The sequence below is a fragment of the Brachybacterium sp. FME24 genome, from assembly GCF_014897705.1.
Lineage (GTDB): Bacteria > Actinomycetota > Actinomycetes > Actinomycetales > Dermabacteraceae > Brachybacterium.
This window is the reverse complement of record NZ_JABUXV010000008.1, coordinates 164,934-191,743: the sequence shown is the minus strand read 5'-3', so window position 1 is coordinate 191,743 and position 26,810 is coordinate 164,934. Positions and strand designations below refer to the sequence as shown.

At 69.4% G+C, this 26,810-nt stretch carries 22 protein-coding genes; 6 read left to right on the top strand and 16 right to left on the bottom strand.

The features are described 5' to 3' along the window. Positions 1-54: 54 nt before the first annotated feature. The 6 genes from rdgB to clpS form a co-directional block, all read right to left on the bottom strand. Entirely contained in the window at positions 55-696 is a 642-nt protein-coding gene (gene rdgB, locus INT51_RS11085) for an RdgB/HAM1 family non-canonical purine NTP pyrophosphatase (protein WP_193105359.1), read from the bottom strand. Continuing rightward, positions 693-1,451 (bottom strand): ribonuclease PH, encoded by a 759-nt coding sequence (gene rph, locus INT51_RS11080; RefSeq protein ID WP_193105358.1) that lies wholly within the window; start codon positions 1,449-1,451, stop codon positions 693-695. The genes rdgB and rph overlap by 4 nt, the downstream gene beginning before the upstream one ends. A 21-nt stretch (positions 1,452-1,472) precedes the next feature. Further along, positions 1,473-2,255, bottom strand: coding sequence for an MBL fold metallo-hydrolase (locus INT51_RS11075; protein ID WP_193105357.1), 783 nt, complete (start codon positions 2,253-2,255; stop codon positions 1,473-1,475). Then, positions 2,252-3,064 carry a glutamate racemase gene (gene murI, locus INT51_RS11070; protein ID WP_193105356.1) on the bottom strand — a complete coding sequence of 271 codons (813 nt, stop codon included), beginning with the start codon at positions 3,062-3,064 and terminating at the stop codon, positions 2,252-2,254. The genes INT51_RS11075 and murI overlap by 4 nt, the downstream gene beginning before the upstream one ends. 133 nt (positions 3,065-3,197) lie before the next feature. Then, positions 3,198-3,830 carry a DUF2017 family protein gene (locus tag INT51_RS11065; protein ID WP_193105355.1) on the bottom strand — a complete coding sequence of 211 codons (633 nt, stop codon included), beginning with the start codon at positions 3,828-3,830 and terminating at the stop codon, positions 3,198-3,200. Then, a complete protein-coding gene (gene clpS / locus INT51_RS11060) occupies positions 3,830-4,153 on the bottom strand; it encodes an ATP-dependent Clp protease adapter ClpS (RefSeq protein WP_193105354.1) in 324 nt (107 codons plus the stop codon). Before clpS ends, INT51_RS11065 begins: the two co-directional genes overlap by 1 nt. 123 nt (positions 4,154-4,276) lie before the next feature. Between clpS and INT51_RS11055 the strand changes: the two genes are divergently transcribed. Further along, the gene (locus INT51_RS11055; protein WP_193105353.1) at positions 4,277-5,656 is read left to right on the top strand and encodes a nicotinate phosphoribosyltransferase; all 1,380 of its coding nucleotides are present in this window, start codon (positions 4,277-4,279) and stop codon (positions 5,654-5,656) included. A gap of 33 nt (positions 5,657-5,689) precedes the next feature. On the opposite strand, the gene INT51_RS11050 is transcribed toward INT51_RS11055, so the two are convergent. Together INT51_RS11050 and INT51_RS11045 are read right to left on the bottom strand one after the other, a co-directional pair. After that, positions 5,690-7,495: a DEAD/DEAH box helicase gene (locus INT51_RS11050; RefSeq protein ID WP_304502163.1), complete on the bottom strand. Its 1,806-nt coding sequence runs from the start codon at positions 7,493-7,495 to the stop codon at positions 5,690-5,692. Positions 7,496-7,670: 175 nt separating this feature from the next. Further along, positions 7,671-8,054, bottom strand: a complete 384-nt coding sequence (locus INT51_RS11045; RefSeq protein WP_193105351.1) for a DUF3039 domain-containing protein — start codon at positions 8,052-8,054, stop codon at positions 7,671-7,673. Between the two features lie 89 nt (positions 8,055-8,143). On the opposite strand from INT51_RS11045, the gene INT51_RS11040 reads away from it, so the two are divergent. From INT51_RS11040 to INT51_RS11030, 3 genes are read left to right on the top strand one after another with little or no spacing between them, the layout of a single operon-like run. Beyond that, the gene (locus tag INT51_RS11040) at positions 8,144-8,650 is read left to right on the top strand and encodes a VanZ family protein (RefSeq protein ID WP_193105350.1); all 507 of its coding nucleotides are present in this window, start codon (positions 8,144-8,146) and stop codon (positions 8,648-8,650) included. A 19-nt stretch (positions 8,651-8,669) separates the two neighbouring features. Then, positions 8,670-9,533, top strand: coding sequence for a MurR/RpiR family transcriptional regulator (locus INT51_RS11035; RefSeq protein ID WP_193105349.1), 864 nt, complete (start codon positions 8,670-8,672; stop codon positions 9,531-9,533). Continuing rightward, the gene (locus INT51_RS11030; protein ID WP_193105348.1) at positions 9,530-10,669 is read left to right on the top strand and encodes a serine hydrolase; all 1,140 of its coding nucleotides are present in this window, start codon (positions 9,530-9,532) and stop codon (positions 10,667-10,669) included. Before INT51_RS11035 ends, INT51_RS11030 begins: the two co-directional genes overlap by 4 nt. Positions 10,670-10,714: 45 nt before the next feature. Here INT51_RS11030 and INT51_RS11025 read toward each other — a convergent pair whose 3' ends face one another. The 8 genes from INT51_RS11025 to hrpA form a co-directional block, all read right to left on the bottom strand. Next, the gene (locus tag INT51_RS11025; RefSeq protein WP_193105347.1) at positions 10,715-11,572 is read right to left on the bottom strand and encodes an ABC transporter ATP-binding protein; all 858 of its coding nucleotides are present in this window, start codon (positions 11,570-11,572) and stop codon (positions 10,715-10,717) included. Continuing rightward, positions 11,569-13,419 carry a dipeptide/oligopeptide/nickel ABC transporter permease/ATP-binding protein gene (locus INT51_RS11020; RefSeq protein ID WP_193105346.1) on the bottom strand — a complete coding sequence of 617 codons (1,851 nt, stop codon included), beginning with the start codon at positions 13,417-13,419 and terminating at the stop codon, positions 11,569-11,571. The genes INT51_RS11025 and INT51_RS11020 overlap by 4 nt, the downstream gene beginning before the upstream one ends. A gap of 3 nt (positions 13,420-13,422) precedes the next feature. Next, complete coding sequence (locus tag INT51_RS11015) at positions 13,423-14,400, bottom strand: ABC transporter permease (RefSeq protein WP_193105345.1); 978 nt, start codon at positions 14,398-14,400, stop codon at positions 13,423-13,425. Between the two features lie 14 nt (positions 14,401-14,414). Further along, the gene (locus INT51_RS11010) at positions 14,415-16,070 is read right to left on the bottom strand and encodes an ABC transporter substrate-binding protein (RefSeq protein ID WP_193105344.1); all 1,656 of its coding nucleotides are present in this window, start codon (positions 16,068-16,070) and stop codon (positions 14,415-14,417) included. Positions 16,071-16,326: 256 nt separating this feature from the next. Next, a complete protein-coding gene (locus INT51_RS11005; RefSeq protein WP_193105343.1) occupies positions 16,327-17,493 on the bottom strand; it encodes an exo-beta-N-acetylmuramidase NamZ domain-containing protein in 1,167 nt (388 codons plus the stop codon). Positions 17,494-17,637: 144 nt separating this feature from the next. Beyond that, positions 17,638-19,095: an NAD-dependent malic enzyme gene (locus INT51_RS11000; protein ID WP_193105342.1), complete on the bottom strand. Its 1,458-nt coding sequence runs from the start codon at positions 19,093-19,095 to the stop codon at positions 17,638-17,640. 131 nt (positions 19,096-19,226) lie between these two features. After that, positions 19,227-19,844 carry a hypothetical protein gene (locus INT51_RS10995; RefSeq protein ID WP_193105341.1) on the bottom strand — a complete coding sequence of 206 codons (618 nt, stop codon included), beginning with the start codon at positions 19,842-19,844 and terminating at the stop codon, positions 19,227-19,229. A gap of 416 nt (positions 19,845-20,260) precedes the next feature. After that, positions 20,261-24,190 carry an ATP-dependent RNA helicase HrpA gene (hrpA, locus tag INT51_RS10990; protein ID WP_193105340.1) on the bottom strand — a complete coding sequence of 1,310 codons (3,930 nt, stop codon included), beginning with the start codon at positions 24,188-24,190 and terminating at the stop codon, positions 20,261-20,263. Positions 24,191-24,399: 209 nt separating this feature from the next. On the opposite strand from hrpA, the gene tdh reads away from it, so the two are divergent. Together tdh and INT51_RS10980 are read left to right on the top strand one after the other, a co-directional pair. Then, positions 24,400-25,464 (top strand): L-threonine 3-dehydrogenase, encoded by a 1,065-nt coding sequence (gene tdh, locus INT51_RS10985; RefSeq protein WP_193105419.1) that lies wholly within the window; start codon positions 24,400-24,402, stop codon positions 25,462-25,464. Between the two features lie 70 nt (positions 25,465-25,534). Continuing rightward, positions 25,535-26,749, top strand: coding sequence for a glycine C-acetyltransferase (locus INT51_RS10980; RefSeq protein WP_193105339.1), 1,215 nt, complete (start codon positions 25,535-25,537; stop codon positions 26,747-26,749). The last annotated feature ends 61 nt before the right edge of the window (positions 26,750-26,810 follow it).

The following is a 26,810-nucleotide window of genomic DNA, read 5'->3' as shown; positions in this document are numbered from 1 at the left end:
ATGGATCTGGGGCGTCCTGCGTCTCGGCGCCAGCTCAGGTGCGCTCAGCTCATGTCAGCTCCCGAGCAGCGGGGCCACGTGCTTCGCGATCGCGCGGAAGGCGATGCCGCGGTGTGAGATGGCGTCTTTCTCGTCGGCGGTGAGCTCGGCAGAGGTCCGCGCCTGCCCGACGGGCAGGAACAGCGGGTCGTAGCCGAACCCGCCCTCGCCATGCCGCTCCCGCAGCAGTCGACCCACCATCTCGCCGCGCTCGACCACCTCGGTGCCGTCCGGGGCCACCAGCGCCGCCGCGCACACGAAGCGCGCGGTGCGATGGGCATCGGGCACATCCGACAGCTGTGCGAGCAGCAGGTCGTTGTTCGCCTCGTCGTCCCCGTGGCGTCCGCTCCACCGGGCCGAGAAGATCCCCGGAGCGCCGCCGAGCACGTCGACCGCGAGACCGGAGTCGTCGGCGACCGCGAGCAGCCCCGTCGCTGCCGCCGCGGAGTGCGCCTTCAGCAGGGCGTTGCCCTCGAAGGTGATCGCATCTTCGACCACATCGGGCAGGGCGATGCCTGCCGAGGAGATGATCGCGTCCTCGTCCAGACCCGGCACCGATGCCGCCAGGATCCGCTGCAGCTCGCGCAGCTTCTTGGCGTTGTGGGAGGCCAGGATGACCCGGGCCCCCGCTGGGACGGGCGTGGTCGCTTCGTTCATCGCTGCTGCGCGAGGACGTCCCGCTGGATCGCGGTCAGCTGCTCGCAGCCGGCCGTGGCCAGATCCAGCAGGGAGCCCAGCTCCGCCCGGTCGAAGGGGGCGCCCTCGGCGGTGCCCTGCACCTCGACGAAGGAACCGGAGCCGGTGACGACGACGTTCATGTCTGTCTGCGCGCTCACGTCCTCGCGGTACTCGAGGTCCAGCAGGGGGCGGCCTTCCACGATGCCCACGCTGATGGCGCTCACCGAATCGGTGAGGACCTCACGGGCCGCGGGGACCGACGTGTGCTTCTTGCCCCAGGAGATCGCGTCGGCCAGGGCGACGTAGGCGCCGGTGATCGCCGCAGTGCGCGTACCGCCGTCGGCCTGCAGCACGTCGCAGTCGAGCTGGATGGTGTTCTCCCCCAGTGCGTCGAGGTCGATGACCGCGCGCAGGGAACGGCCGATCAGACGGGAGATCTCGTGGGTGCGGCCCCCGATCTTTCCCTTGACGCTCTCGCGGGCACCACGCGTGTTGGTCGCGCGCGGCAGCATCGCGTACTCGGCGGTGACCCATCCCGAGCCGGAGCCCTTCTTCCACCGCGGCACGCCTTCGGTGAAGCTGGCCGCGCACAGCACGCGGGTGCGGCCGAACTCGATCAGCGCGCTGCCCTCCGCATGATCGAGCCAGTTGCGCGTGATCCGCACCTCGCGCAGCTGGTCAGGGGTGCGACCGTCGACACGATCGCCGGTCAGGGTCTGGTCCTGTGAGCTCATGGAGCTCCTTCCTCGAAGTCGTCAGGTGGTCACGTCGAGGATATCCATCGGGCGGACCACACGGATCGGTCCGTCGTGGACCTCCCGGGCCTCGGCGAGGGTGACCGCTGGATCGGTCCACGCGGGGATATGGGTCAGGGCGAGCTGGCCGACGCGGGCGCGCGAGGCGCACTCCCCCGCGCGACGGCCCGTCAGGTGCACGCCGCTGAAGCGGTCGTCGCGGCCCTCGATGTATCCCGCCTCGCACAGGAACAGGTCCGCCCCCTGGGCGAGCTCGTCGAGCGCCGGGCAGGCGTCGGAGTCCCCGGAGTAGGCGAGCACCGCGTCGCCGGCGGTGATCCGGAAGCCGTACGCCTCGACCGGGTGCAGCACGCTGCGCACCACGATCTCGAAGGGACCGATCGAGAAGCGCTGTTGATCGCTGAGGACCTCGTAGGCGAAGGGCTCGCGGTCCACACCGTCGGGCACGCGGCCCTTGCGACTGAGCACGGCCGAGAGCCGCTCGGGCAGGGGCTCCGGAGCGTGGATCGGCAGCCGCGGCAGGTCGGTGCGCTCGTGGTACGCCCAGAACACCTCGAGACCGGTGAGGTCGAGGTAATGGTCCGGGTGCAGGTGCGAGATGATCACAGCGTCCAGGTCCGCCGGGTCGATGACCGACTGCAGCGGCCCGAAAGCCCCCGAGCCGAGATCCATGAGGACGCGCCAGGTGCGTCCGTGCTCGTCCTCCTGCTCGAGGAGATAGCTGGAGGCGGCGCTCTCGGGGCCGGCGAAGCTGCCACTGCAACCGATGATGTGGACCCTCATGCCGTCACCACCGGCAAGGTCGCGGTCACATCGAGCATCGGTCCCAGGAATCTCTTCGACAGGCGCACGAAGGACTCGCTGCCGGCACCTTCGGCAGTCTGCGCGAACACGTGGCGCGGAGCCCGCTCGGACACGCGCAGCAAGGAGGTGCCCCGCAGCTGGCGGTAGACGTCCAGCGCGGTCTCCTCGGCGGAGGAGACCAGGGTGACCTCCGGGCCCATGACGTAGCTGATGGCGCCCGCCAGCATCGGGTAGTGGGTGCAGCCGAGCACCAGGGTGTCCACCCCGGCTTCGCGCATCGGGGCCAGATACTGCTCGGCGACCTCGATGACCTCTTCACCGGCAGTCACCCCGTTCTCGACGAACTCGACGAAGCGGGGACAGGCCTGGGTGATGATGTCCAGATCGGGGGCGGCCGCGAAGGCGTCCTCGTAAGCCCGGGAGGTGACGGTCCCCTGAGTGGCGATCACGCCGACGCGATGGTTGCGGGTCGAGGCGACCGCGCGGCGCACAGCCGGCTGGACGACTTCGACGACGGGCACGTCGTAGCGCTCGCGGGCATCGCGCAGCACGGCGGCGGAGGCCGTGTTGCAGGCGATCACCAGCATCTTCACGCCGTGCTCGACCAGGTTGTCCATGATGTCCAAGGTCAGGGAGCGCACCTCGGCGATCGGACGGGGCCCATAGGGACCGTGCGCGGAATCGCCGATATACACCAGCTCCTCCTGCGGCAGCTGGTCGAGGATGGCTCGGGCGACGGTAAGCCCGCCCACCCCGGAGTCGAAGATCCCGATCGGCGCGTTGTTCATCCCGGCAAGGCTAATGTCGAACGCCGCCCGGGGCAGTGACGGCACGCTCACTGGGTGCAGTTTCACAGTCCGAGCTCATGGTTCCCCGCTCAGGCTCTGCCCGAGCGACCGACCGCCGGACCGCCCGGCCGACTCAGTCCAGAGCCCGCAGCAGGCTTTCCTGGAGCCAGGACAGCAGCTCGTAGACGGCGATCACGATGTCGGAGCCGACCTGGTCATCCTCCTTCTCGCCCGCCTCTTCGACGCGCTCGCCGATCTGCTGCAGCATCCGCACGGTGTCGAAGTCCCCGTCACGCTGCAGGTCGAGGCGGTCGGCCAGCACGATCCGGACGTCGTTGAGGGCGCGCAGCATGGCCAGCGCCTCCTCGTCGTCCAGGACGACCTCACTGTGACCGGCTCCGGCCGCGTCCAGGATCTTCATCACACGCTGGAGGTCGGCGAGCTTGCCGTCGGCAAGATCCTGCTGCCCCAGCCGGCGGAACTCCGCAGCGGCGTTCGGATCGTCGGACGCCGCCGGGAACAGTCGCTTCACGGCCGAATCCGCAGGTTCCCGGGCGTCACGACCGGCGAACTCGGCCTCGAGCCGTCGCAGCGGGTCGTCGCTGTCGGCCGCGTGGCGCAGCACGTCGGGGTCAGCATCGATTCCCAGGTCGGCGCGGATCAGGTCTGCGGTCTCCTGGGCGACCTGAGTGATGATCGCCTTCTCCTCCCCGTCGAGCCGGCAGGCGAGGCTGCCGTCGGGGCGACGACGAAATGCGTGGGCCATCAGTCCTCCCCCGCTTTCTCCAGGGTCGCGCGCAGGCCGAAGGATTGCATGGCCTGCACGTCAGTCTCGACGCGCTCCCGGGAACCGTGCGAGACGACCGCACGCCCCTCGTCGTGCACCTGCATCATCAGCTGCTCGGCGATGAGGCGCGAATAGCCGAAGTGACGACGGAAGACGAACACGACATAGCTCATGAGGTTCACCGGATCGTTCCAGACGACGGTGCGCCAGGGCCCGTCCGTCTCGACCCTCACCTGCACGCTGCCGGAGGGGTCGGACAGCGACCCCGTCGCGGGCTCCGCCCGCCGCAGCTCCACCGGCATCCGTGCTCCTCCTGTGTCACGCCGCGCATCGATCAGTGAAGGGGGTCGTGCAGAAGCGGCGCGAACGAGTCTACGGGGCGCGCCCGTCACCCTGCCCACCTGGCACGTATTACGGTGGACACTGTGACTTCTGCCCTGCTCACCGACCTCTACGAGCTGACGATGCTGCAAGGTGCCCGCGAGGCGGGCACCGCTTCGCGTCGCAGCGTCTTCGAGGTGTTCACCCGGTCCCTCCCCGCAGGGCGGCGCTACGGCGTGCTCGCCGGCACCGGCCGCGTGCTCGAGGCGATCGCGGACTTCCGGTTCGACGACGCCGACCTGCGCTACCTGCGCCGTGCCGACGTCCTCGACGAGGCGACTCTCGAGCACCTGGCCGACTACCGCTTCACTGGAGACGTGCACGGCTACGCGGAAGGTGAGCTGTTCTTCCCGAACTCTCCCGTGCTGCGCATCGAGGGCACCTTCGAGGACGCCGTGATGCTGGAGACCGTGGTGCTGTCGATCCTCAACCATGACAGTGGGGTCGCCTCGGTGGGATCGCGCATGATCACCGCCGCTCGCGGACGGCCCTGCATCGAGATGGGTGGACGCCGGATCCATGAGGACGCCGCCATCGCTGCGGCCAGGGCGGCCTACATCGTCGGCTTCGCCTCCTCCTCGAACCTCGCCGCAGGCGCGCACTACCGCATCCCGGTCGCCGGTACCGCGGCGCACGCGTTCACGCTTCTGTTCGACACCGAGGAGGAGGCTTTCCGCGCCCAGCTCGCCTCCCAGGGTGCGGGAACGACCATCCTGGTGGATACCTACGACGTCGAGACGGCAGTGCGTACCGCGGTCGAGCTGGCCGGTCCCGAGCTGGGTGCCGTGCGGCTGGACTCCGGGGACCTCGCCGCGCAGGCCGGCGAGGTGCGCGCGCTGCTCGATTCGCTCGGTGCGACCAGCACCCGGGTCACCGCCACTGGTGACCTGGACGAGTACCGGGTCGAGGAGCTCGCCGATTCCCCCTTGGACGGCTACGGCATCGGGACCCGCCTGGTCACCGGCGGCGGGCACCCCGCCCCCGGGTTCGTGTACAAGCTGGTCGAGCGCGAGGGCTCCGACGGGCGGATGCACCCCGTGGGCAAGCAGTCCCAGGACAAGGCCACCCTCGGGGCCGGCAAGCGCGCCTTCCGCATGCTGGTGGGCGGCCGCGCCCACGCGGAGCTGGTGCTGCCCGGCGAAGCCGAGATCGCGCAGTTCGAGCGAGAGCTCACCGCGGAGCTGATCTCCGCGGAGGCCTCCCCGGACTGGAGCCGCACGCACCTGCGCCCCCTGCAGGAACCGATGATCCTCGGCGGCGAACCGGTGCAGTCCGTGAGCGGCCCGCGGCGAGTGGAGGCGGCCCGGCTGCGCCACGCGGCCTCGGTCGCGGAACTGGAGCTCTCGGCCGACGACGGCCCGGACGGTCCGGCTGCGATCCCCACCGTCGTCGACGGCATCGAAGCCGCCCGCGTCCTGCGCTGAGGCTTCCGCTGTCACCGGCCGCCGGTCGGTCCCTCAGCGGCGGCCGACGAACCAGCCGCGCACGATGTCGATTCGTGTCTGGATCTGTTCGGCGCCGGCCTGCGCCACCGCCGGCCCGCCGCTGCGACCGCGCAATGTCTTGTGCACCGAGCCGTGCGGGGTGCCTGACTTGCGCGCCCACGCGGAGACCAGGGTGCTGAGCTCCTTGCGCAGATCCATCAGCTGACGGTGATCGACCACGCCGGGCGTGGGTTCCGGCTCTGCGGAGCTGTTGCGTTTGCGCCGTTCCTGCTGCTGGGCCTGCTGCTGCTGGAGGACCGTGCGCATCTGATCGGTGTCGAGCAGCCCGGGGATGCCGAGGAATTCCTGTTCGTCCTCGCTGCCGACGATGCCACCGGCGCCGTACTCGCCGCCGTCGAACAGAACACGGTCGAAGGACGCTTCGGATTCGAGCGCCTCGAAGGACATCTCGAGCTGGTCACTGGTCTTCTCGGGCCGGTTCGCCTCCTCCAGGAGGCTCTCGTCGAGGCCGGTCTCCTCGTCGCCGCTCGCGGGTCGCAGATCCAGCACGTGGTCCCGCTCGGCCTCGAGCTCGGCGGCGTGGGCCATCAGGATCGGGACCGTCGGCAGGAAGACGCTCGCGGTCTCACCCCGGGTCCGCGACCGCACGAAGCGCCCCACGGCCTGCGCGAAGAACATGGGCGTCGCCGTCGAGGTCGCGTACACGCCGACCGAGAGCCGGGGCACGTCAACGCCTTCGGAGACCATGCGCACCGCGACCATCCAGCGGTCCTCGGAGGCGGAGAAGTCCTCGATGCGCTTGCCGGCGCCGGCATCGTCGGAGAGCACGACGGTGGGCGCCTGCCCGCAGATGTCGTGGAGGGTGGCCGCATAGGCGCGGGCCGCCTTCTGGTCGGTGGCGATCACCAGGCCGCCGGCATCGGGGACGTGGCGACGCACCTCGGTCAGGCGGCGATCTGCGGCAGAGAGCACCGACTGGATCCATTCACCGCTGGGGTCCAGGGCGGTGCGCCAGGCCTGCTGGGTGATGTCCTTGGTCTCCAGCGCACCGAGCTGAGCGGAGACCTCATCACCGGTCTTGGTGCGCCAGTGCATGCGCCCGGAGTAGGTCATGAACAGCACGGGACGCACGACGTGGTCGCGCAGCGCTTCGCCATAGCCGTAGATGTAGTCCGCCTTCGAGCGCGAGAAGCCCTCACCGTCCTCCTCGTAGATCACGAACGGGATCTGCGAGGAGTCCGAGCGGAACGGGGTGCCGGTCAAGGACAGGCGACGCACCGCGGGGTCGAAGGCATCGCGCACCCCGTCGCCCCAGGTGAGCGAGTCACCGGCGTGGTGGATCTCGTCGAGGATCACCAGAGTGCGGTCCGCCTCGGTGCGGGCACGGTGCAACGCCGGATGCATGCCCACCTGGGCGTACGTCACCGCGACGCCCTGGAAGTGGGAGCCGTGCGCACCCTGGGCGTTGCTGAAGTTGGGGTCCAGGGAGATGCCGACGCGCGCGGCGGCGTCGGCCCACTGGGTCTTCAGATGCTCGGTGGGCGCGACCACCGTGATGCGGCGGACGGTGCCGGCGGAGAGCAGTTGCGCCGCGACCTGCAGCGCGAAAGTGGTCTTGCCGGCGCCGGGCGTCGCCACGGCGAGGAAGTCCTTGGGGTCGCTGGCACGGTACTGCTCGAGGGCTTCGGTCTGCCAGGCGCGCAGCTTGGTGACCGTGCCCCAGGCGGCACGTTCCGGGTAGGCCGGGGACAGCGATCGTGCGGCCGCCTCGGAGGGCTGGCGGGGATCGCTCGCGGAGAAGAGAGGAGTGGAATTCACGGCGTGACCAACCGTACCGCTGCGGTGCGACGACCCGCCGACGAGTGCGATGTGAGGAAGTCCCTGGCGCGTCGCGCGCGCTGGTACTGCGTCGTCCGGGCGCACCGGACGACGACGCGGCCCGGGCATTCGCCCGGGCCGCGCAGGTGAAGCGTCGGCTGCGCCCTCCGTCGGGCTAGCGGCGACCGCCGAAGAAGCCGCGGAAGCCGCCTCCGCGACCGGAGCCGCCAGAGCTGCCCTCGCCGCCGCCTCCTCCGCCGTCCTGGGGCTCGCGCATCCCCTCGTAGATCTCCTTGCACTCGGGGCACACGGGGTACTTCTCGGGATCGCGCCCGGGCACCCAGACCTTGCCGCACAGGGCGATCACGGGCGAGCCGCCGAGCGCGGCCTGGGTGACCTTGTCCTTGCGCACGTAATGGGCGTACCGGTCGTGGTCACCGTCGTCGGTGGTCTGGTCCTTCTCCTGCTGCTGGCGGTCCAGCACCGCAGTACTGCCCGGGGACGCGCCCGGGTCATCGCTGTACGGGTCCATCCGGGACGGGTCGGATGTGGAGGACATGGCAACTCCCTCGGTCGATGTCGTGCTCCCGCGAGCTTAGCGGCCCTGCCTCCCCGGAGACAGCCACCTCCGCTGGAACAATGCCCGCCATGGACGCTGTCGCCGAGTACCTGAGCCGCCTGCCGCATGAGGTCCGTCGAGCAGGTGGTTCCCTGCCGGGGCGCGCCGGAGTCCTGGTCCTCGCGCTCGTGGTGAACATCGGCTTCTACCTGCCGCAGATCCCCTCCGGCGTTCCGGGGGCCGGTGCGCCCGGTCTCGACAAGATCGTCCACCTCCTGGTGTTCGCCCTGACGGTCTGGGCGGCCGGGCGGCTGCTGGCACCACGCCGTCGCTTCCCGATGGGCTGGGTGGTGCTCCTCGCCGTCGCTCACGCGCTGCTGATCGAGCTGGTCCAGCTGCTGCTGCTGCCGGAGCGCGGCGCCGAAGGTGCGGACATCCTGTTCGACGTGATCGGCATCGCCCTGGGGGTGGGGCTGTGGATCGGCGAGCGCCTGCGCCGTCGCCGCGCGACAGAGCACGAAGCAGATCCAGAGCACGAAGCAGAACTCGAGGCGGAGCTCGACGAGGTTCCCGACGACGCCCTGCCGCGACCCTGACCCGCTCTACGATCGGCGCATGAGCATCCAGTCCCGCATCCAGGCCGACAGAGCGTCCTTGCCTCCCTCGATGCTCCGGGTCGCCGACGCGATCCTGGAGGACCCCGAGCGGATACTCCAGGGAACCATCACCGATCTGGCCACCGCATGCGCCACCTCGGAGACCACCGTGGTGCGCTTCTGCCATCGCCTCGGACTGTCGGGATTCTCGAAGCTGCGGCTCACACTGGCCGGGGAGATCGCCTCCGAACGCGTGCGGCGACACGAGGTCGGCCCCACCCACGGCTCGGACCTCCCGGCAGCCAGCGCCCTGCACGAGATCGTCGGCGAGATCGCCCTGACCGAGACCCTCGGCATCGAGGAGACCGCCGCGGCGCTGGACATCCCCGCCCTGCAGAGAGCTGTCGAGGCGATCTCCGCCGCACCCCTGGTGCTGATGCACGGGATCGGCGCCTCCGCCTCGGGCGGCAGTGATTTCGAGCGCAAACTGCATCGCCTGGGCCGCATGTCCCGCTCCATCCCGGACACGCACGATGCGCTCGTCTCCGCCGCACTCCTGGGACCCGGTCAGGTCGCGCTGGGGTTCTCGCACAGCGGGACCACCACGGAGGTGGCCACCTTCCTCACCACCTCGCGCGGCGCAGGGGCCACCACCATCGCCATCACCGGCAGCGGGCACGGGCCGGTGGTCGAGGCGGCGGACATCGTTCTGCGCACGACGGTGCGCGAATCCACCTACCGATCCGGCGCGATGGCCTCCCGATCCGCCCAGCTGCTGATCGTGGACTGCCTGTTCGTGGCCGTCGCCCAGAGCGGCCGTGATGCCACCGTCGACGCTCTGCGCACCACCTTCAACGCCCTCGAGGAGTACAAAAGACGATGACCGCACCAGCGCCCCGCCGGAACACCGAGGACCAGCAGCAGCTCGAGCAGCTGGTGGGCGTCCTGACCTCCGCCGCACTCTCGGCACCACCGGAGGGCACGGCGATCGAGGGCGCGCCCGCCGCCGTCGCGGCCGTGGATCGCGTCGAAGGCATCACCCGCGCGGTCGCCGGCTCGACGGCAGTGTTCGGGGCCGACGGAACCCGCCTAGCGCACGGATCCGCCGAGGTCACGGCGGTGGGCGAGGACACCGTGTTCGACATGGCGTCGGTGACGAAGGTGGTCACGGCGCTCACGGCGGCGACTCTGATCGACGAGGGACTGCTCGATCCCGAGGCCCCGGTCGCCGAGTATCTTCTCGCCGGGCCCCTCACGTCCCCGCACCCCGACATCACCGTGCGCCACCTCCTGACCCACACCGCCGGCCTCCCCCCGGTGATGCCGCTGTGGCAGATCGACGCAGGTCGCGAGGACCGCATCGCCGCGATCTCGCGGGCCGAGCTGCACGCCGACCCGGGCACCGTCCATGCCTACTCGTGCATCGGATTCATCCTGCTGGGCGCCCTCCTGGAGGGGCTGACCGACACTCCCCTGCCCGAACTCGCACGCCGGCGCGTGCTCGACCCGGCCGGCGCGATGACCGCAGGCTGGGCGCCGGATCCGGACGTCGCAGCCGGTGCGGCCGCCACCGAGTACCAGGACGATCCCCCGCGCGGCCTGGTGCGCGGATCCACCCATGACGAGACGGCGTGGTCGCTGGGCGGTACCGGAAACGCCGGCCTGTTCGCGACCCTCGAGGATGCCCTCGCGATCGGGCGCCTCCTGGCCGGGCGCGCTCCGGGGCCCACGCTCTCGACGTCCGTGAGGGAGCTCCTGACCACTGACCAGCTGCCCGCAGGAGTGGCGACCGGCGCACCGTGGCGCCAGGGATTCGGTCTGCGCATCGGCCAGGAGACCGCTCCGGGCTCGCTGCTGCCCCATGTCGTCGGCCACCCCGGGTTCACGGGCACCTCGGTGCTCGCCGATCCTGTCTCCGGCACCGTTGCGGCGCTGCTGACCAACCGGGTCCATCCCCGTCGGGCGCGGTTCACGGTCGATCGCTCACGGCGCGAGTTGGCGAGGATCGCTTTCACCTGAGTGCCCGGCCGGGCGGATGATCGTCCTCACCTGCCCGGCGGTCCGTCAGCGCCGCCGGGCGGCGGGGTTCGGTGCGGCCGCCAGCAGGCGGCGGGTGTACTCGTGCTGCGGGTCATCGATCACCGTGGCGCTCTCGCCCGCCTCGACGACGTGCCCCTCGTGCATGACCAGCACCTCGGAGGAGTAGCGGCGGGCACTGCCGAGGTCGTGGGTGATGTACAGGACCGCGAGGTCCTCGTCGCGACGCAGATCGTCGATCAGGTCGAGCATCTCCTTGCGGATGGTGACGTCGAGCATCGAGACGGGTTCGTCGGCGATCAGGACCTTCGGCGAGGCAGCCAGCGCCCGCGCGAACGAGACGCGCTGACGCTCGCCGCCGGAGAGCTCATGGGGGAACCGATCGAGGTAACGCTCCGCCGGTGTCAGACCGACGCGCTCCAGCAGCTGGATGCTGCGCTCGTGCACCGCGGCCTCACCGCGAGCATCCTGGTGGATGCGCACGGCCCGGCCCAGGGTGTACGCGATCCTGCGCAGAGGATTCAGGGAGGCGAAGGGATCCTGCAGGGTCAGCTGCACATCGCCCACGTACTCCCGGTGCCCTGCGTTTCCGCGGGTCGGCACCTCCCGACCATCCAGCAGGATCTGGCCGGAGGTGGCAGGGATGAGCCGCGCCAGCATCCGCCCGAGCGTGGACTTGCCGGAGCCGCTCTGCCCCACCAGGGCGGTGACGCGGCCCTGGGTGAGCACGATCGAGACGTCGTCGACGGCGCGCATCGTCTGCTGGCGGCGCAGCAGCCCGCTGCGGGCGCCGACCGGGTACTCCTTGACGAGGTTCCGGCCCTCGAGGACGGTGCGCGCCTGGGGCTGCGGGCCGGAACCGGTGGTGGTATCGGTGATGGTCATGCGAGGCTCCCGAGTTCTGCGAGCGAGGACAGCAGGTTCTGCGTGTACGGGTGCTGCGGGTCCCGGTAGATGTCGACCGCCGGGCCGTATTCGACCAGGCGCCCGTGGCGCATCACGGCGATCGAGTCGGAGATCTCCAGCAGCAGCGCCAGATCATGCGTGGTGAACACGATGGCGAAGCCGTACTCCTCACGCAGCCGCACGATCTGGTCGAGCACGTCGCGCTGGACCAGCAGATCCAGCGCCGTCGTGGGCTCGTCCATGAAGATCACGTCCGGTTCGAGGACCAGCGCGATGGCGATGGCCACGCGCTGCTTCATGCCGCCGGAGAGTTCGTGCGGATAGGCGTCGATCCGGCCGGGATCGATCCCGACCCGCTCGAGATGCTCCTTGGCGATCGCCGTGCGCTGGGCGGCTGGCAGGCTCGGCCGGTGCACGCGGATCACGTCGTCGAACTGGGCGTGAATGGAGGTGACGGGATTCAGCGCGTTCATGGCGCTCTGGAAGACCACGGCGATCTCGTTCCACCGCAATGCGCGCAGTTCTCTGTCCTCCAGGTGCAGCAGATCCGTGGGGGCGCCATCGTCTGCGCGATAGGTGATCGACCCGCCGGCGACGTCCGCCGGGGCGCGCAGCAGGCGGGTGATGGCGTTGGTCAACGTGGACTTGCCGGAGCCTGACTCTCCGGCCAGCCCGAGGATCTCCCCGCGGCGCAGCGTGAGCGAGACGTCCTGCACAGCGTGGACGGTGCCGAAGGCGGTCGGATAGTCCACGCGCAGGGAGTCCACCTCGATGATCGGCGAACCCGGCATGGGCGAGGGGTGGATCCGCGACGCGAGCTCAGGATCGACCTCATCGGTGCGCTCTCGGGTGAGAGCCACATGCTCCGCAGTCGCCGCCGAAGCACCTCCCGGCGTGGGCGGCGTTCCCGAACCGATCCCGGAGACCTGGGCATTCGCAGCGGTCGCGTCGCCACCGGCGGCACGACTGGTCCTGGTCTTCTTCGTGGCCGAGCCCGTACGCAGACGAGGGTTCGAGTATTCGTCGATCCCGAAGTTGATCAGGGCCAGTCCGGCTCCGATGACGGCGATGGCGAGGCCCGGGGGCACGAACCACCACCAGGCGCCCGCCAGCAGCGCCTGCGAGTTCTGCGCGAAGTACAGCATCGAGCCCCAGCTCGTGGTGGTCAGTGATCCCAGGCCGAGGAAAGCGAGCCCAGCCTCTGCGAGGATGCCTCCGATCACGGAGAACAGGAACCCGGAGGCCACCAGGGGAAGCATGTTCGGCAGTACCTCGAAGAACATGATCCGCAGGCGTCCCTCACCGGTGGCGCGGGCCGCTTCGACGAAGTCGCGGTTGCGCAGCGAGAGGGTCTGGGCGCGGATCACGCGGGCCGCTCCCGCCCAGGAAGTGATCGCGATGACCACCGCGATGGACAGCATCCCGCGGGACGGGAGGTAACCGGTCAGCACGATCAGCAGAGGCATCCCGGGGATCACCAGGAACACCGCCGTGACGATGTAGAGCAGGTCGTCGGCGACGCCCCGCAAGTAGCCGCCCAGCAGGCCGACCACCACCGAGAACAATTGGGAGATCACACCGGCCAGCAGGCCCACCAGCAGCGAGATCCGCGCACCGTGGACGAACTGGGCGAAGACGTCCTGTCCGGACTGGGTGGTCCCCAGCCAGTACCGACCCGAGGGGGGCTCGAGCATGTCGAAGGAGGTGGCGCGGGGGTCATGCGTGGCCACGACTGGCCCGAGCACCGCGATCACGATGAATACCAGGACCACGACGACCCCGGTTCGGACTTTTCCACTGCGCGGGATGAGCGAGGAGAGCTTCATCGTTCAGGCCCCCTGTCGGGTTCTGGGATCGAGGAACACATAGGCGACGTCGGCGATCAGGTTCGCCAGGATCACCGCCAGGGAGATGATGAGGAACAGCCCCTGCATGAGCGGGAAGTCCTGTGCGCTGACGGCCTGGAAAAGGGCGTATCCGAGACCGGGATAGTTGAAGATGACTTCGGTGAGCATCGAGCCGCCCACCACAGCGCCGAGGGCGAGGGCGAAGCCGGTCACGCTGGGCAGGATCGCGTTGCGGGCGGCGTATCCGAACAGGACCGTGCGCTGGGGCAGTCCCTTCGCCTCCGCCATCGAGACGTAGTCCTCGCCCATGATCGTCACGGTCATATTGCGCATCTGGAGCACCCAGCCGGCGAAGGAGCCGATGACGATCGTCAGCGCGGGCAGTGCCGCGTGGTAGAGCACCGACCCGGCGAACTCCGGGGTGAGCTCGGGGAAGATCGACCGGTCGTACCCGCCGCCGGCGGGGAAGATGCTCACCGTGACCGACAGCAGCATGACCAGGATCAGGGCCATCCAGAAGTACGGGATGGCATTGAGGAACGTCAGCCCGGGCAGCACGTGGTCGGACCAGGTTCCTCGGCGCCAGGCGAGCAGGACTCCGAGCCCGGTGCCCAGCACGAATCCGACCACGGTCGAGACGCCCACCAGGCCCACGGTCCAGGTCAGGGACTGGCTGATGATGTCCAGCACCGGGACCGGATACTGGCTGAGCGAGACGCCCAGGTCGAGGCGGAGGAGATCACCCAGATAGTGGACGTACTGGATGATCATCGGGTCCTCGGAGATACCGAACTGCGCCGCGATGGCGTCCCGAGCCTCCGCGTCGATCTGGCCCTTCGACCCGGCGATGAGGATGCTGACGGGATCGCCGGGCATCATCCGCGGGATCAGGAAGTTGAGCGTCAACGCTGCCCACGCGATGAACGCGTACAGGCCGAGCTTTCGAAGCAGGAATTTCATGGGGTTGGCCTCCCTCAGCTCTCGGTCCTGGACAGTCGCCGCAGGATGATCATCCTGTCGGCGGCGTTGACGGGTGATCCGAGCGCGTAGGGGTCTTCCTCGCTCGGGAACCCCGTCCACTGCGCGGTGTTGTAGTTGAACCAGTTCGGGGCGGTGATGATCGGGATCGCCGGCAGCTTGTCGACGACGATCCGCTGCAGCCCGTCGATCGCGAGGCCCCGCTCCGTCTCGTCCTCGGTCTCCGCGAAGGCCGTGAGCAGCTCATCGGTCTCCTCGTCGTACCACCGCTGGAAGTTCGCGTAGACGCGACCGTCCTCATCCGGGCTGTGCTGGGAGGACAGCATCGAGCGATATAGGAACCAGGGCCCTTGGCCTGCGGCGACGATCGACAGGGTGACATCGAAGTTGCCCATGTCCCGGCTCTCGGTCCAGGCTTCGAAGGAGACGCCCTGGGGAGTGAACTCGATGCCGATCCGGCGCAGCTGCTCATCGAGCACCTGGGTGGCGATGACCCAGTCGTTGTAGTCCGACGGGATCTGCAGCGAGAAGGACAGCGGCGTCCCGTCCGGGCTGACCCTGATCCCGTCGGGTCCTCGCTCGTATCCTGCCTCGTCGAGGATCCGTTCGGCGTCGTCCGGATCGAAGACGAACTCCTGGTCGTGGAGATCCTGCGCGATGAACTCCTCGAAGGTCGGTCGCGGAAGCGCCGTCGGGTGGGGCACGTCGACGTAGCCGAGCATGGCGATGTCGGAAAGCTCTTGGCGGTCGATCGCCAGGCTGATGCCGCGCCGCAGCTCGAGGTCCTGCCAGAGCTCCTTGTCGAGGTTGAAGGTCAGGTTGAAGACCCCGTTGCCGGGATACCAGTGACCGCGATGCTCCGGATCGTGCTCCACGAAGATCTTGTCGATGTTCGCGATGAAGTCGCCCGCCCAGTCGATATCCCCCGCCTGCATGGCAGTTGCCATGGTCTGACTGGTGTAGGAGGGCCAGGCGAGATGCTTCGCGGCGAACTCCTCGGCCATCCAGTGCTCGTCGTTGCGCACGAAGGTGTACAGCTGGTCGGAGAACCGGTCGAGCATGTACGGGCCGGTGCCCACCGGATCCTGGACCTGTTCCGCCGACGGATCCTCGAAGGTGGAGTAGATGTGCTCCGGGACGATGGGCAGCGCACCGATCGTGGGTTCCTGGGCGAACGTGGTGGTCTCGAAGGTGATCTCCACGGTGAGCGGGTCCACGGCGACGGCGTCCACGATGGACAGCGCTGCCGTATTGGCGGCGGGGAAATCTCTCATCATGAGGAAGGTGAAGACGACGTCCTCGGCGTCGAACGCTTCGCCGTCCGTCCACCTCACACCCTCGCGCACGGCGGCCGTGAGCATGGTGCCCTCCTCGTTCCAGGTGAAGGTCGAGGCCAGCCACTGCTCGGGGTTCTCGACGTCCATCGCCGTGATCACCTGCATGGGCTCGTAGATGAGCCCGCTGGCGCCCTGCAGCGCCTGCCCCGAGTAGGGGTTGAAATTGGGCTGGAACAGGGTGGTGTCCGCTGCCTTGATCCGCACCGGCATGTCCTCGTCGTCAAGGGTCTCGCCTCCGCAGCCGGCGAGCGCGGTGACTCCCGCGACGCCGGCGGTGCCGAGCATCAGTGCTCGACGGGTGACCTCTGGTCTCATCGTTGATGTCCTTCCTGATGGCCGCAGCCGGCCCGCTCACCGGCGACGGCGGGCGTGTAGGGGGAATAGGTGCGCAGCAGGGCGAGCCCTCGTGCTGCGTGGAGTCGGTGCCCCGGGCTCCCGGGGCCGGTCACTGGAACCACGCGTGGGCGAGCCCTTCAGCCGCCATGCGTCGCGGAGGTGGCGGTCAGGGCGCTCGACGTGGCGAGGTCATCGGGGTGCATTCCCTCACGAAGTCGGAGCCCGGGCATACGGTTCATACGAGAAGCTCGATCGGGGGCGGGGACGCGGCGAGGGTCTCCTCGAAGCTCGCACCGTCCGCGATGCCTTCGCGCAGCGCGGACGATCCCCACAGCAGGTCGATGAACTCCGGCCGGCCCGGGAGGGCCTCGCGCCACAGCGGCTGGTCCGGGTAGAGGGAGGCGACGGTCGCGATGATCGCGTGGCCGACGCGCAGCGGATCGAAGGAGTCGAGGGGTGCCCCGGTCCCCGCGAGCGCAGCATCTCCGGCAGGGCCGACCTCCGAGGTCAGATGCACCTGGACCCCATGGACGCGCTCACCGGCGAAGGTGCTGTGGGTGGGCCGGTAGTTCGCCTCCCGGAAGCGTACGCCCGGCAGCTCGAGCTCGCGCAGGCGTGCGGCGAGCTCGGGGCCGCACCACGGGGCGCCGAACAGCTCGAAGGGTGCAGTGGTGCCGCGCCCCTCGCTCAGCGCCGTGCCTTCGAGCAGGCCGGTCCCGGGATACAGCGCGACCGTGGTCAGCGTGGGCATGTTGGGCGAGGGAGCGATCCACGGCGCCGCACCGTCAGCCCCGGGGGCCTCGATGATCTGGAGGTCCAGTGGCTGTTCGAGGTGACCTGCCGCGATCGTGCGGGCGATGTCTCCGAGTCTCGCTCCGTGTCGCAGGGGGACTCCGAGACGGCCGACGAAGCTCGCGCAGCCTGGATCGAGCCCTGGGCCGAGTGCCGTCGTGGCCAGCGGTGCGGGCCGATCCAGCACGGTGACGCGCAGACCGAGGCGAGCGCAGACGCCCATCACGTCGACCATGCTCCACATGTAGGTATAGAAACGGCACCCGATGTCCTGCAGATCGACGACCACATGATCGATGCCTGCGTCGGCGAGCAGCAGCTCCAGCGCCTCGCTGTCCAGGCCGTAGGCGTCGAGCACGGGCAGAGCGGTGGTTCGGTCCCGCTCCTCGTCCTGACCCACTCCCGCTTGCCCCGTCCCCCAGTAGCCGTGCTCCGGGGAGATCAGGCAGCGCACGTCGATTCCGGCGGCCACCAGGGCATCCACGCCCCGCGCGAGATCGGAGGTGACGGCGGCGAAATGTGTCAGCAGGCCGACCCGTCCCTCGCGCAGAAGGGTGGGGTCGGTGAGCAGGCGATCGAGCCCCGAGATCGGGTGTGATGCAGACGACATGTAAGTACGTTACACACTTCACCCCAGTTATGTAACCCGCTTACGCAATCCGCTTCTCCCTGGCTCGAGCACTGCGACGCAACGCCGCAGGGGCGAGCACGGATGCCGTGCTCGCCCCTGCTCAGTGATACCGGTCAGGCCCCGTCAGGCCTCGAAGGTGATCTCGTCCGCGTAGACCGCGGGCATGGCGCCGGTGATGGTGTCGATCGTGCCGGCCTCCTCCCGGGCGACCTGCTCGACCGCGTTGGCCACAGCCTTGGTCACGCCCTCGTGGAAGACGCTCGGCACGATGTACGTCGGATTGAGCTCTTCGATCGAGACGACGTCGGCCAGGGCCTTCGCCGCAGCGAGCAGCATGCGGTCGCTCACACGGGTGGCGTGGGCGTCGAGCAGGCCGCGGAACACACCGGGGAAGGCGAGGACGTTGTTGATCTGATTGGCGAAATCGCTGCGTCCGGTGGCGACGACCTCGGCGTACCTCGCGGCCTCGGACGGATCGATCTCCGGGGTCGGATTCGCCATCGCGAACACGATCGAACGCTCGGCCATGGTCGAGACGTCGTCGGCCGAGAGGATGTTCCCCGCGCTGACGCCGATGAAGACGTCCGCGCCCGCGATCGCGTCATGCAGGGTGCCGGTGAGCTCGCGGGGATTGGTGACCTCCGCGATCCACGGCAGGCGACCCTCGAGGCTCTCGCGGCCCTCGTGCACGATGCCGTCGATGTCGGTGACGACCACGTCGCGCGCCCCGGCCGCGCGCAGCAGGCGCAGGATCGCCGTCCCGGCGGCGCCGGCGCCGGACAGGACGATGCGTGCCGTGGCGATGTCCTTCTCCACCACCCGCAGGGCATTGCGCAGCGCCGCGACCACGACGATCGCGGTGCCGTGCTGGTCATCATGGAAGACGGGGATGTCCAGCTCGGCACGCAGGCGGTCCTCGATCTCGAAGCAGCGCGGAGCAGAGATGTCCTCGAGGTTGATACCCGCGAAGACGGGGGCGATGGCCTTCACGTGGGAGACGATGTCGTCGACCGAGTGCGCGTCCAGGCAGATCGGGAAGGCATCGATGTTGGCGAAGCGCTTGAACAGGGCGGCCTTGCCCTCCATCACCGGCATCGCGGCGAGCGGGCCGAGGTCACCCAGGCCCAGGATCGCGGAGCCGTCCGAGACCACGGCGACGGTGTTGCGCTTGATGGTCAGGCGGCGGGCGTCCTCGGGGTTCTCGGCGATGGCCTTCACCACGCGGGCGACGCCCGGGGTGTAGATCATCGAGAGATCGTCGCGGTGGCGGATCGGCAGCTTGGACTCGACGGTGAGCTTGCCGCCGAGGTGGGCGAGGAAGGTGCGGTCCGAGACCTTGCCGAGTTCGACGCCCTCGATCCCCTTGAGGTCCTCGACGACCTCCATGGCGTGATCGTGGCCGGCGGTCAGGACGGTGATATCGGCGCGCATCCGCTCCTGCCCGGAGGCGGAGACGTCCAGCGCGGTGACGGTGGCTCCGCGTCTCTCGATCCGGCCGGTGATGTCGCTGACCGCGGCGGATCGCGCCGCGAACTCGAGTCGGATCGTGATGGAGTAGCTCACTGATGGCAACGGTGACATGAGGCAAGACTAACGACGTCGAGCACTCCGTGGGGCGCGCCGCACCGGCGGAGATCGCCTGCCGTCCGCACGGAACGACGAAGCGCCCCACCGAGCTGATCGGACGGGGCGCTCCGGGCCGCGGGGCGGTCTCAGTCCGTGTACGGCTGGACGTCGTCCGCGTAGCGGTCCCAGAGGAGACGGGCGGCAGCGACCTGCTCGGCGTAGCGCTCCGGGTGGGCCGAACCCTGCACCAGCTGCGCGGCGGCGCCCGGCTCCCAGGCCGCGAAGTCCGGGGCCGCCTGCAGCAGCCCGGGAGCGGCGGAGCGCGTCCCGACGCCGAGGAAGGCATCGATCGCGTGCTTCTTGTGTCGCACCTCGGAGTAGGTTCCCCAGCCCATCGAGGGGCGCTGCTGGAAGAGTCCGCCGGAGTCGGCGTCGACGGCGGGCTCGTAGTTGTACAGCCAGGACTCGACGATGGCGGTGCTCAGCACGATGGTGGCACCCTCGACCCCGATCCCGTGCCCCTTGACGGCCGCGATGATGAACCGGGCGTTGTCGATCTGCCACTGGTCCATGTCGTCGATGGCGAAGCCCTCGCGAGTCTCCGGGCGGGTCATGAACTCCTCGGTCCAGGCATCGTCCGCGGCGGTGGCGGGCGCGATGGTGGCCAGCGACGCGGCGGAGGCGAGTCCGAGGGCGCCGGCGAGGAAGAGACGCCGACGGGAGAGCGGGGCGGTCGGGGAAGGGGCGGTCGGGGAATGAGCCATGGAGCAGGAATCCTTCGAGGTCCGGGAGCGATGTGCGCTGCCCGGGTCGCTCCGGGCCGTGCCAACGTAACGACATGATCACGGCGTGTGAAGGTCCGCTTCGAGCAGCCCGATGACCTCGGGCTGCGATCTTTTGGCGATCATGACCGGAACTCCACATTCGGCAGATCGCCATGCCGACCGCATCGTTCCCGGTCGTCGCACCGCCCAGGACCGGGGACGGCAGGCTCCCGGCCCGCCGATCGGACGGCGATAGTGGAAATGTAAAAGTTCTGCAAGGTGACCGCGCGAACACCGGATCCGTGCCGCGGGCCACGATCACCCGACCTCGCGATGGCCCAGGTCACGATGGCCGCGTGGGCCGGTGGGAGCTGCGCAGCGGCCCGGCTCCGCTCGAACGGGCCCGCTGTCGGGCCTCAGGAGAGCTCGGCGACCGCCTTGCGGATCCGCTTGTCGGAGACGGTCTGCTTCGTGCCCAGGGTCTGGGCGAACAGGCTGACCCGCAGCTCCTCGAGCATCCACCGGATCTCCCGCGCCTCCGGTTCGGCTCGGCGCCGGGCAGAGAGCTTCGCCCTCTCCGTGCTCCAGTACTGCTCGAGATCGCCGATCTGCCAGGACAGCTGCTCGTCGCGGCGCGGATTCTCCGGGAGCTTCTCCAGCCGGATCGCGTCGGCCTCGAGATATCGACGCAGGTCCGGGAGGTGGTCGAGACCGGTGCGGGAGATGAACCCGTCCCCGAGCAGCGAGGCGGCATGCTCCCGGATCTGCGTGAGATGGGACAGCACCGCGAGAGACGGGACCCTCGCGAGGTTCTTGTGCAGCTTCGTGCTGACGGCGAGTGCCGCAGCGGCGTCCTTCACGGCCTGCGCGGCAAGGCGGTCATGGCCTTCGCGCACCCGCGCCAGCAGCGCGTCGTACTCGGCGCGGGTGCGCACCTGGGCGTCCCCGGCGAGATGGACGGTCGCGGCGCGGGAGGCATCGGCCAGCAGCGCGGCGGTCGAGGCGTAGTCGGATCCCGCCACGGCGAGCTTGGTGGGGTTGGGCAGGGCGTTGAGCACCGCCGAGAGGTCGGTGCCGATCTCCCGATCGAGCAGTGCGATCACGCCGTCCCGGTGAGCGAGGATCTGCTCGTCGGCCGTGGCGAGCACCGCGAGGTCCACCCGGTCGAGGCGGCCGTCGGTGCCGCGGCGCGCGACCAGCGCCGGATAGCCGGTGACCTTCAGCCCGCCGACGGTGGACTCATGGACGGTCGCCACGCCCTGCTCGGGGAATGTGGGCAGATCGCGTCGGGTGAGGTCGTCGGCCTGCGAGGAGACTGAAGCGTCCACGCGCTTCTTCAGCTGCTGCGCGAGCGCCGCCAGGTCATCGCCGGAGCCGATCTGGTGGGCCTTGTCATCGACCACCCGGAAGTGCATCCGCAGGTGCGCGGGCAGCTTGGTCAGATCGAACTCCGGTCCGTACAGCGGCAGGTCATCGGGGACACCGGGCAACGCCACGAGTTCGTCGGCGACCGCCTCGAGGAACACTTCACCGGCGTCGGGGTCGTCATCGTGGAGCTTCGCAGCGACCACCTTCGCCCGCTCGGGCGCGGGGACCAGATGGCGCCGAACGGGCTTGGGCAGGGAACGGATCAGCTCAGTGACCAGCTCTTCGCGCATACCCGGCACCAGCCAGTCGAAGCCCCGCACCTCCAGGCGATTCAGCACCGCCAACGGGATGGTGGCGGTGACACCGTCGGTGCCCTTCGCACCGACCTCGCCGAAGGAGTAGCTCAGCGGCACGGTGATGTCGCCCTGGACCCAGGTATCGGGGAAGTCCGCCTGGATCGACTCGGCGACGCCCTCATCGGCGGCCAGCAGATCCTTCTCCGTCAGGGTCAGCAGGTCCGGGGTCTGGTGGCGCTGCTTCTTCCACCAGGTGTCGAAGTGACGGCCGGAGACGACCTCCGCCGGGATCCGTTCGTCATAGAAGCGGAACAGCTGCTCATCGGAGATCAGCAGGTCCCGGCGCCGGGTCTTCGCCTCGAGCTCCTCGAGCTCGCTGATCAGGGCGCGGTTGTCGCGGAAGAAATGGTGCCGGGTTCGCCAGTCGCCCTCGATGAGGGCATTCTGCAGAAAGATCTCACGAGCCGCGGGCGGGTCGATGCGGCCGTATCCGACGACGCGGTCGGCGACCAGCGGCACCCCGTAGAGGGTCACCTTCTCGTGGGCCATCGCGCCTGCCTGCTTGGAGGACCAGTGCGGGGCCGAGTGGGAGCGTTTGACGACGTGGGCGCCGGTCTCCTCCGCCCAGGCGGGGTCGATGCGTGCGGCGGTGCGACCCCACAGCCGGGAGGTCTCCACCAGTTCGGCGACCATCACGTAGTCCGGTCGCTTCTTGGCCAGCGCAGAGCCGGGCCACAGGGCGAACCGGGCGCCGCGGGCACCGGCGTACTCGCGGGTGCGGTCGTCCTGCAGGCCGACGTGGGAGAGCAGACCGGCGAGCAGGGCCTGGTGGATGGCCTGCGGGGAGGCGTCGTTGTCGTTGGTGGAGAGGTCGACGTCCTTGGCCATGTCCCGCAGTTGGGAATGCAGGTCCCACCATTCACGGATGCGCAGGTAGTGCAGGTGCTCGGCGCGCACCTCGCGGCGGAAGGCGGAGGAGGACAGGGCCTTGCGGCGCGCCTGCAGGTGGTTCCACAGGTTGAGGAAGGCGAGGAAGTCGCTGGTCTCGTCCTCGAAGCGCTTGTGCTTCTCCTTGGCCTGCTGCTCCTGGCCCAAGGGCCGCTCGCGCGGGTCCTGGATGGACAGGGCGGCCACGATGATCAGCGCTTCGCGCAGAGCCCCGAGACGGTGCGCCTCGATGAGCATGCGCGCCATGCGAGGGTCCAGCGGGAAGCGGGCCAGGGTGGTGCCCACGCGGGTGAGTCGGCGCCCGCCGGGATCCTTCGGGGCATCCTCGATGGCGCCGAGCTCGTCGAGCAGTCGGACCCCGTCGGTGATGGCGCGGGTGGCGGGTGGCTCGACGAAGGCGAAGGACTCCACGTCCCCCAGTCCCAGGCTCGTCATCAACAGCACGACCGAGGCCAGGGAGGTGCGCAGGATCTCCGGCTCGGTGAACTCGTCCCGGCCCTCGAAATCCTCCTGCGAGTACAGGCGGATCGCGATGCCGGGGGCGGTACGGCCGCTGCGGCCGGAGCGCTGGTCGGCGCTGGCCTGCGAGATCGGTTCGATCGGCAGGCGCTGCACCTTGGTGCGCTGGGAGTAGCGGGAGATGCGGGCAAGACCGGCATCGATCACATAGGTGATGCCCGGGACCGTCAGCGAGGTCTCGGCGACGTTGGTCGACAGGATGATCCGACGGTAAGTGCCCGCCGGCGGTGGACTGAAGATCTTCTGCTGGTCCTGCGCGGAGAGGCGACCGAACAGCGGCAGCACCTCGACCGGCAGGGCGGCGCGACCTTTCGTGCCGAGGCCCAGGTGGGTGGTCAGGGCGTCGGAGATCTCGCGGATCTCGCGCTCACCGGGCAGGAAGACCAGCATGTCCCCGGGACCTTCGGCGGCGAGCTCGTCGACCGCATCGGTGATGGCCTGGGTGAGGTCGCGCTCGACGGAGTGGATGTCCTCGAGCTCGTCGTCCTCCTCGACGTCGGCTTCGAGGACGAGCGGGCGGTAACGGATCTCCACGGGGTAGGTGCGGCCGGAGACCTCGATGATCGGTGCGTTCTCGCGCTCGCCCGAGGGGAGGGTGCGGCCGAAGTGCTCCGCGAAGCGCTCGGGGTCGATGGTCGCCGAGGTGATGATGATCTTCAGATCCGGTCGCTGGGGCAGGATCTGGCGCAGGTACCCGAGAATCACGTCGATGTTCAGCGAGCGCTCGTGGGCCTCGTCGATGATGATCGCGTCGTAGCGCTTCAGCAGCCGGTCCCGACCGATCTCCGCGAGCAGGATGCCGTCGGTCATGAGTTTCAGCCGGGTGCCGCGACCGGTCTCGCGGGTGAAGCGGACCTGGAAGCCGACGGTCCCCTCCCCCAGCTTCTCGCCCATCTCGCTCGCGATGCGCTGGGCGACCGAGCGGGCGGCGATGCGCCGCGGCTGGGTGTGGCCGACGAGCCTGCTGCCCTGCCCGTACCCGAGCTCGAGGAGCATCTTGGGGATCTGGGTGGTCTTGCCCGACCCGGTGGCGCCGGCGATCACGACGACCTGGTTCTCGCGGATCGCCGCCATGATGTCCTCGCGGCGCCCGGAGACGGGCAGCTCGGCGGGATAGGAGAGGCGCGGGCCGGAGGTCGCGGCCGTCGGCGCAGCAGGAGTCTCGGCAGGCTTCGTGGCAGGAGTCGAGGAAGGCGTCGTGGAGGGTGTGGTCATGGCGCTCCCACTCTACGTGTCCGCCTGCCGAGGAGTCCTGGTGATTTCCGTCGACCACGCCGCACGTACCCGCCGTGACGGACGCGCCCCTGCCGATCGTGCTCTGCCTCGCCCCGCTCCCGTCTACCATCGGGGGCGGGCCCGCCCCGGTGGGTCGATTCCCGCGACAGCGGGCCGATACAGACTCAAGGAGGATCGCTGCCGCGATGATGCGTGCCCTGCGAAAGACAGAGCCCGGTCCCGGGTTGACCATGGTGGACCTGCCCGAGCCCGACTGTGGCCCGTTCGACGTGAAGATCCGGGTGCTGCGTGCTGGTATCTGCGGCACCGACCTGCACATCCTGGCCTGGGATGCCTCCGCACAGGCGATGTGCGACACGGTGCCCTTCACGCCGGGGCACGAGTTCTACGGCGAGGTCGTCGAGGTCGGGGACGAGGTCACCGACGTGAAGGTCGGCGACCGTGCCTCCGGCGAAGGGCATGTGGTGTGCGGGACCTGCCGCAACTGCCGCGCCGGCCGCCGGCAGATGTGCATCCGCACCCGGTCCGTGGGGGTGCAGCGCGACGGCGCGTTCGCCGAGTACGTCGTGATCCCCCATTTCAATGCGTGGGTCCATGAGCACGACGGCGGCACGCAGCTCATCTCCCCCGAGCTCGGGGCACTGTTCGACCCGCTTGGCAATGCCGTCCACACCACCTTGAAGTTCTCCGTCGTGGGTGAGGACGTGCTGATCACCGGCGCCGGCCCGATCGGCCAGATGGCGGTCGCGGTGGCCCGCCACGCCGGAGCGCGCTACATCGCCATCACCGACGTCGCCCCCCACCGCCTGGCCATGGCCGCCGACAGCGGCGCGGACGTCACGATCGATGTCTCCTCGACCCGCGTGCGGGAGGCACAGGCGAATCTGGGTATGCGCGAGGGCTTCGACGTGGGGCTGGAGATCTCCGGCCAGGCGCGAGCCCTGCAGGAGATGATCGGGAACATGAACCACGGAGGGAAGATCTCGCTGCTGGGCCTGCCCTCGCAGAAGTTCGAGATCGACTGGACGATGGTCGTCACCCGCATGCTCACGCTGCAGGGCATCTACGGGCGCGAGATGTACGAGACCTGGAACGCGATGTCCGCCATGCTCACCAGCTCCCCCGAGCTGCGCGGGACGGTCTCGCGCACGGTGACCGATGTGATCCCTGCGGCCGACTTCGCCCGCGGCTACGAGATCGCCCGCACGGGCGACGGCGGCAAGGTGCTGCTGGATTGGGAGAACATCGGCTGAGCTCGCTCCCACCACCTCGATTGCCCCCTCTCTCCACCCGCATCCCGCACCCCGCTAGGGAAGGACCCCCGTGTACACGGACCTCAAGGACCAGTTGACCGCTGAACTCGCCGAGATCGAGGAGGCCGGCACCTTCAAGCACGAGCGGGTCATCTCGACCCCGCAGAGCAACCGCATCACGGCCGGCCCCCTGGGCCGTGAGGGTGCACAGGTGCTGAACTTCTGCGCGAACAACTACCTGGGCCTGGCCGATCACCCGCGTCTGCTCGACGCTGCGAAGCAAGCCCTGGACGAGCGCGGCTTCGGAATGGCCTCGGTCCGCTTCATCTGCGGCACCCAGGACCTCCACCTCCAGCTCGAGGAGGCGGTCTCCTCGTTCCTCGGCACCGAGGCGACGATCCTGTTCTCCTCCTGCTTCGACGCCAACGGCGCTGTGTTCGAGCCGCTGTTCGGCAAGGACGACGCGATCATCTCCGACGCCCTGAACCACGCCTCCCTGATCGACGGGATCCGGCTGTCCAAGGCTGCCCGCTACCGGTACCGCAACGCCGACCTCGACGACCTGCGCACCCAGCTCGAGGCGACTCGGGCGCAGAACGAGGGCCGGGGCGCCCGGCGCACCATCATTGTCACCGACGGCGTGTTCTCCATGGACGGCTACCTTGCCCCGCTGCCGGGGATCTGCGATCTCGCCGACGAGTACGGGGCTCTCGTGCTGGTCGACGACTCCCACGCCGTGGGCTTCATGGGTGACACCGGCGCCGGCACCCCGGAGCACTTCGGGGTCTCGGACCGCGTGGACCTGTACACGGGAACCTTCGGCAAGGCCCTGGGTGGGGCCAGTGGCGGCTACGTCTCCGGGCGCGCCGAGATCGTCGCGATGCTCCGTCAGAAGGGCCGCCCCTACCTGTTCTCCAACTCCCTGGCCCCCTCGATCGTCGCCGCCACGCTGGCCGCGCTCGAGCTGGTCGCCGGCAGTGCGGAGCTGCGCGCGACCCTGTTCCGCAATGCCGAGCTGTTCCGCCGCCGGATGAGCGAGGAGGGCTTCGAGCTGCTGGAGGGCGAGCACGCGATTGTGCCCGTGATGTTCGGGGACGCGGCGCTCGCAGCGAGGATGGCCGACGCGATGCTCGAGCACGGCGTGTTCGTCACCGCCTTCTCCTATCCCGTCGTGCCGGCGGGCAAGGCTCGCATCCGGGTGCAGCTCTCCGCCGCGCACTCGGAGGCCGACGTCGAGGCCGCGGTCCAGGCGTTCATCGCCTCCCGCACCGCCGTGCAGAGCTGAGCGGACGCCGGAGCCGGACCCGAGCGGCCGTGCCCCGAGAGACCAGGTGCATTCCTGGAGG

What these genes read in the sequence shown, in the direction of transcription:
- INT51_RS11000 (WP_193105342.1), bottom strand. Translation starts at nt 19,095, where the DNA reads ATGTCACCGTTGCCATCAGTGAGCTACTCCATCACGATCCGACTCGAG.
- rph (WP_193105358.1), bottom strand. Translation starts at nt 1,451, where the DNA reads ATGAGCTCACAGGACCAGACCCTGACCGGCGATCGTGTCGACGGTCGC.
- INT51_RS11020 (WP_193105346.1), bottom strand. Translation starts at nt 13,419, where the DNA reads ATGAAGCTCTCCTCGCTCATCCCGCGCAGTGGAAAAGTCCGAACCGGG.
- INT51_RS10995 (WP_193105341.1), bottom strand. Translation starts at nt 19,844, where the DNA reads ATGGCTCATTCCCCGACCGCCCCTTCCCCGACCGCCCCGCTCTCCCGT.
- INT51_RS11030 (WP_193105348.1), top strand. Translation starts at nt 9,530, where the DNA reads ATGACCGCACCAGCGCCCCGCCGGAACACCGAGGACCAGCAGCAGCTC.
- INT51_RS11065 (WP_193105355.1), bottom strand. Translation starts at nt 3,830, where the DNA reads ATGGCCCACGCATTTCGTCGTCGCCCCGACGGCAGCCTCGCCTGCCGG.
- INT51_RS11045 (WP_193105351.1), bottom strand. Translation starts at nt 8,054, where the DNA reads ATGTCCTCCACATCCGACCCGTCCCGGATGGACCCGTACAGCGATGAC.
- rdgB (WP_193105359.1), bottom strand. Translation starts at nt 696, where the DNA reads ATGAACGAAGCGACCACGCCCGTCCCAGCGGGGGCCCGGGTCATCCTG.
- INT51_RS11040 (WP_193105350.1), top strand. Translation starts at nt 8,144, where the DNA reads ATGGACGCTGTCGCCGAGTACCTGAGCCGCCTGCCGCATGAGGTCCGT.
- INT51_RS11010 (WP_193105344.1), bottom strand. Translation starts at nt 16,070, where the DNA reads ATGAGACCAGAGGTCACCCGTCGAGCACTGATGCTCGGCACCGCCGGC.
- INT51_RS11025 (WP_193105347.1), bottom strand. Translation starts at nt 11,572, where the DNA reads ATGACCATCACCGATACCACCACCGGTTCCGGCCCGCAGCCCCAGGCG.
- INT51_RS11035 (WP_193105349.1), top strand. Translation starts at nt 8,670, where the DNA reads ATGAGCATCCAGTCCCGCATCCAGGCCGACAGAGCGTCCTTGCCTCCC.
- murI (WP_193105356.1), bottom strand. Translation starts at nt 3,064, where the DNA reads ATGAACAACGCGCCGATCGGGATCTTCGACTCCGGGGTGGGCGGGCTT.
- INT51_RS11005 (WP_193105343.1), bottom strand. Translation starts at nt 17,493, where the DNA reads ATGTCGTCTGCATCACACCCGATCTCGGGGCTCGATCGCCTGCTCACC.
- INT51_RS11075 (WP_193105357.1), bottom strand. Translation starts at nt 2,255, where the DNA reads ATGAGGGTCCACATCATCGGTTGCAGTGGCAGCTTCGCCGGCCCCGAG.
- hrpA (WP_193105340.1), bottom strand. Translation starts at nt 24,190, where the DNA reads ATGACCACACCCTCCACGACGCCTTCCTCGACTCCTGCCACGAAGCCT.
- clpS (WP_193105354.1), bottom strand. Translation starts at nt 4,153, where the DNA reads ATGCCGGTGGAGCTGCGGCGGGCGGAGCCCGCGACGGGGTCGCTGTCC.
- INT51_RS11015 (WP_193105345.1), bottom strand. Translation starts at nt 14,400, where the DNA reads ATGAAATTCCTGCTTCGAAAGCTCGGCCTGTACGCGTTCATCGCGTGG.
- tdh (WP_193105419.1), top strand. Translation starts at nt 24,400, where the DNA reads ATGCGTGCCCTGCGAAAGACAGAGCCCGGTCCCGGGTTGACCATGGTG.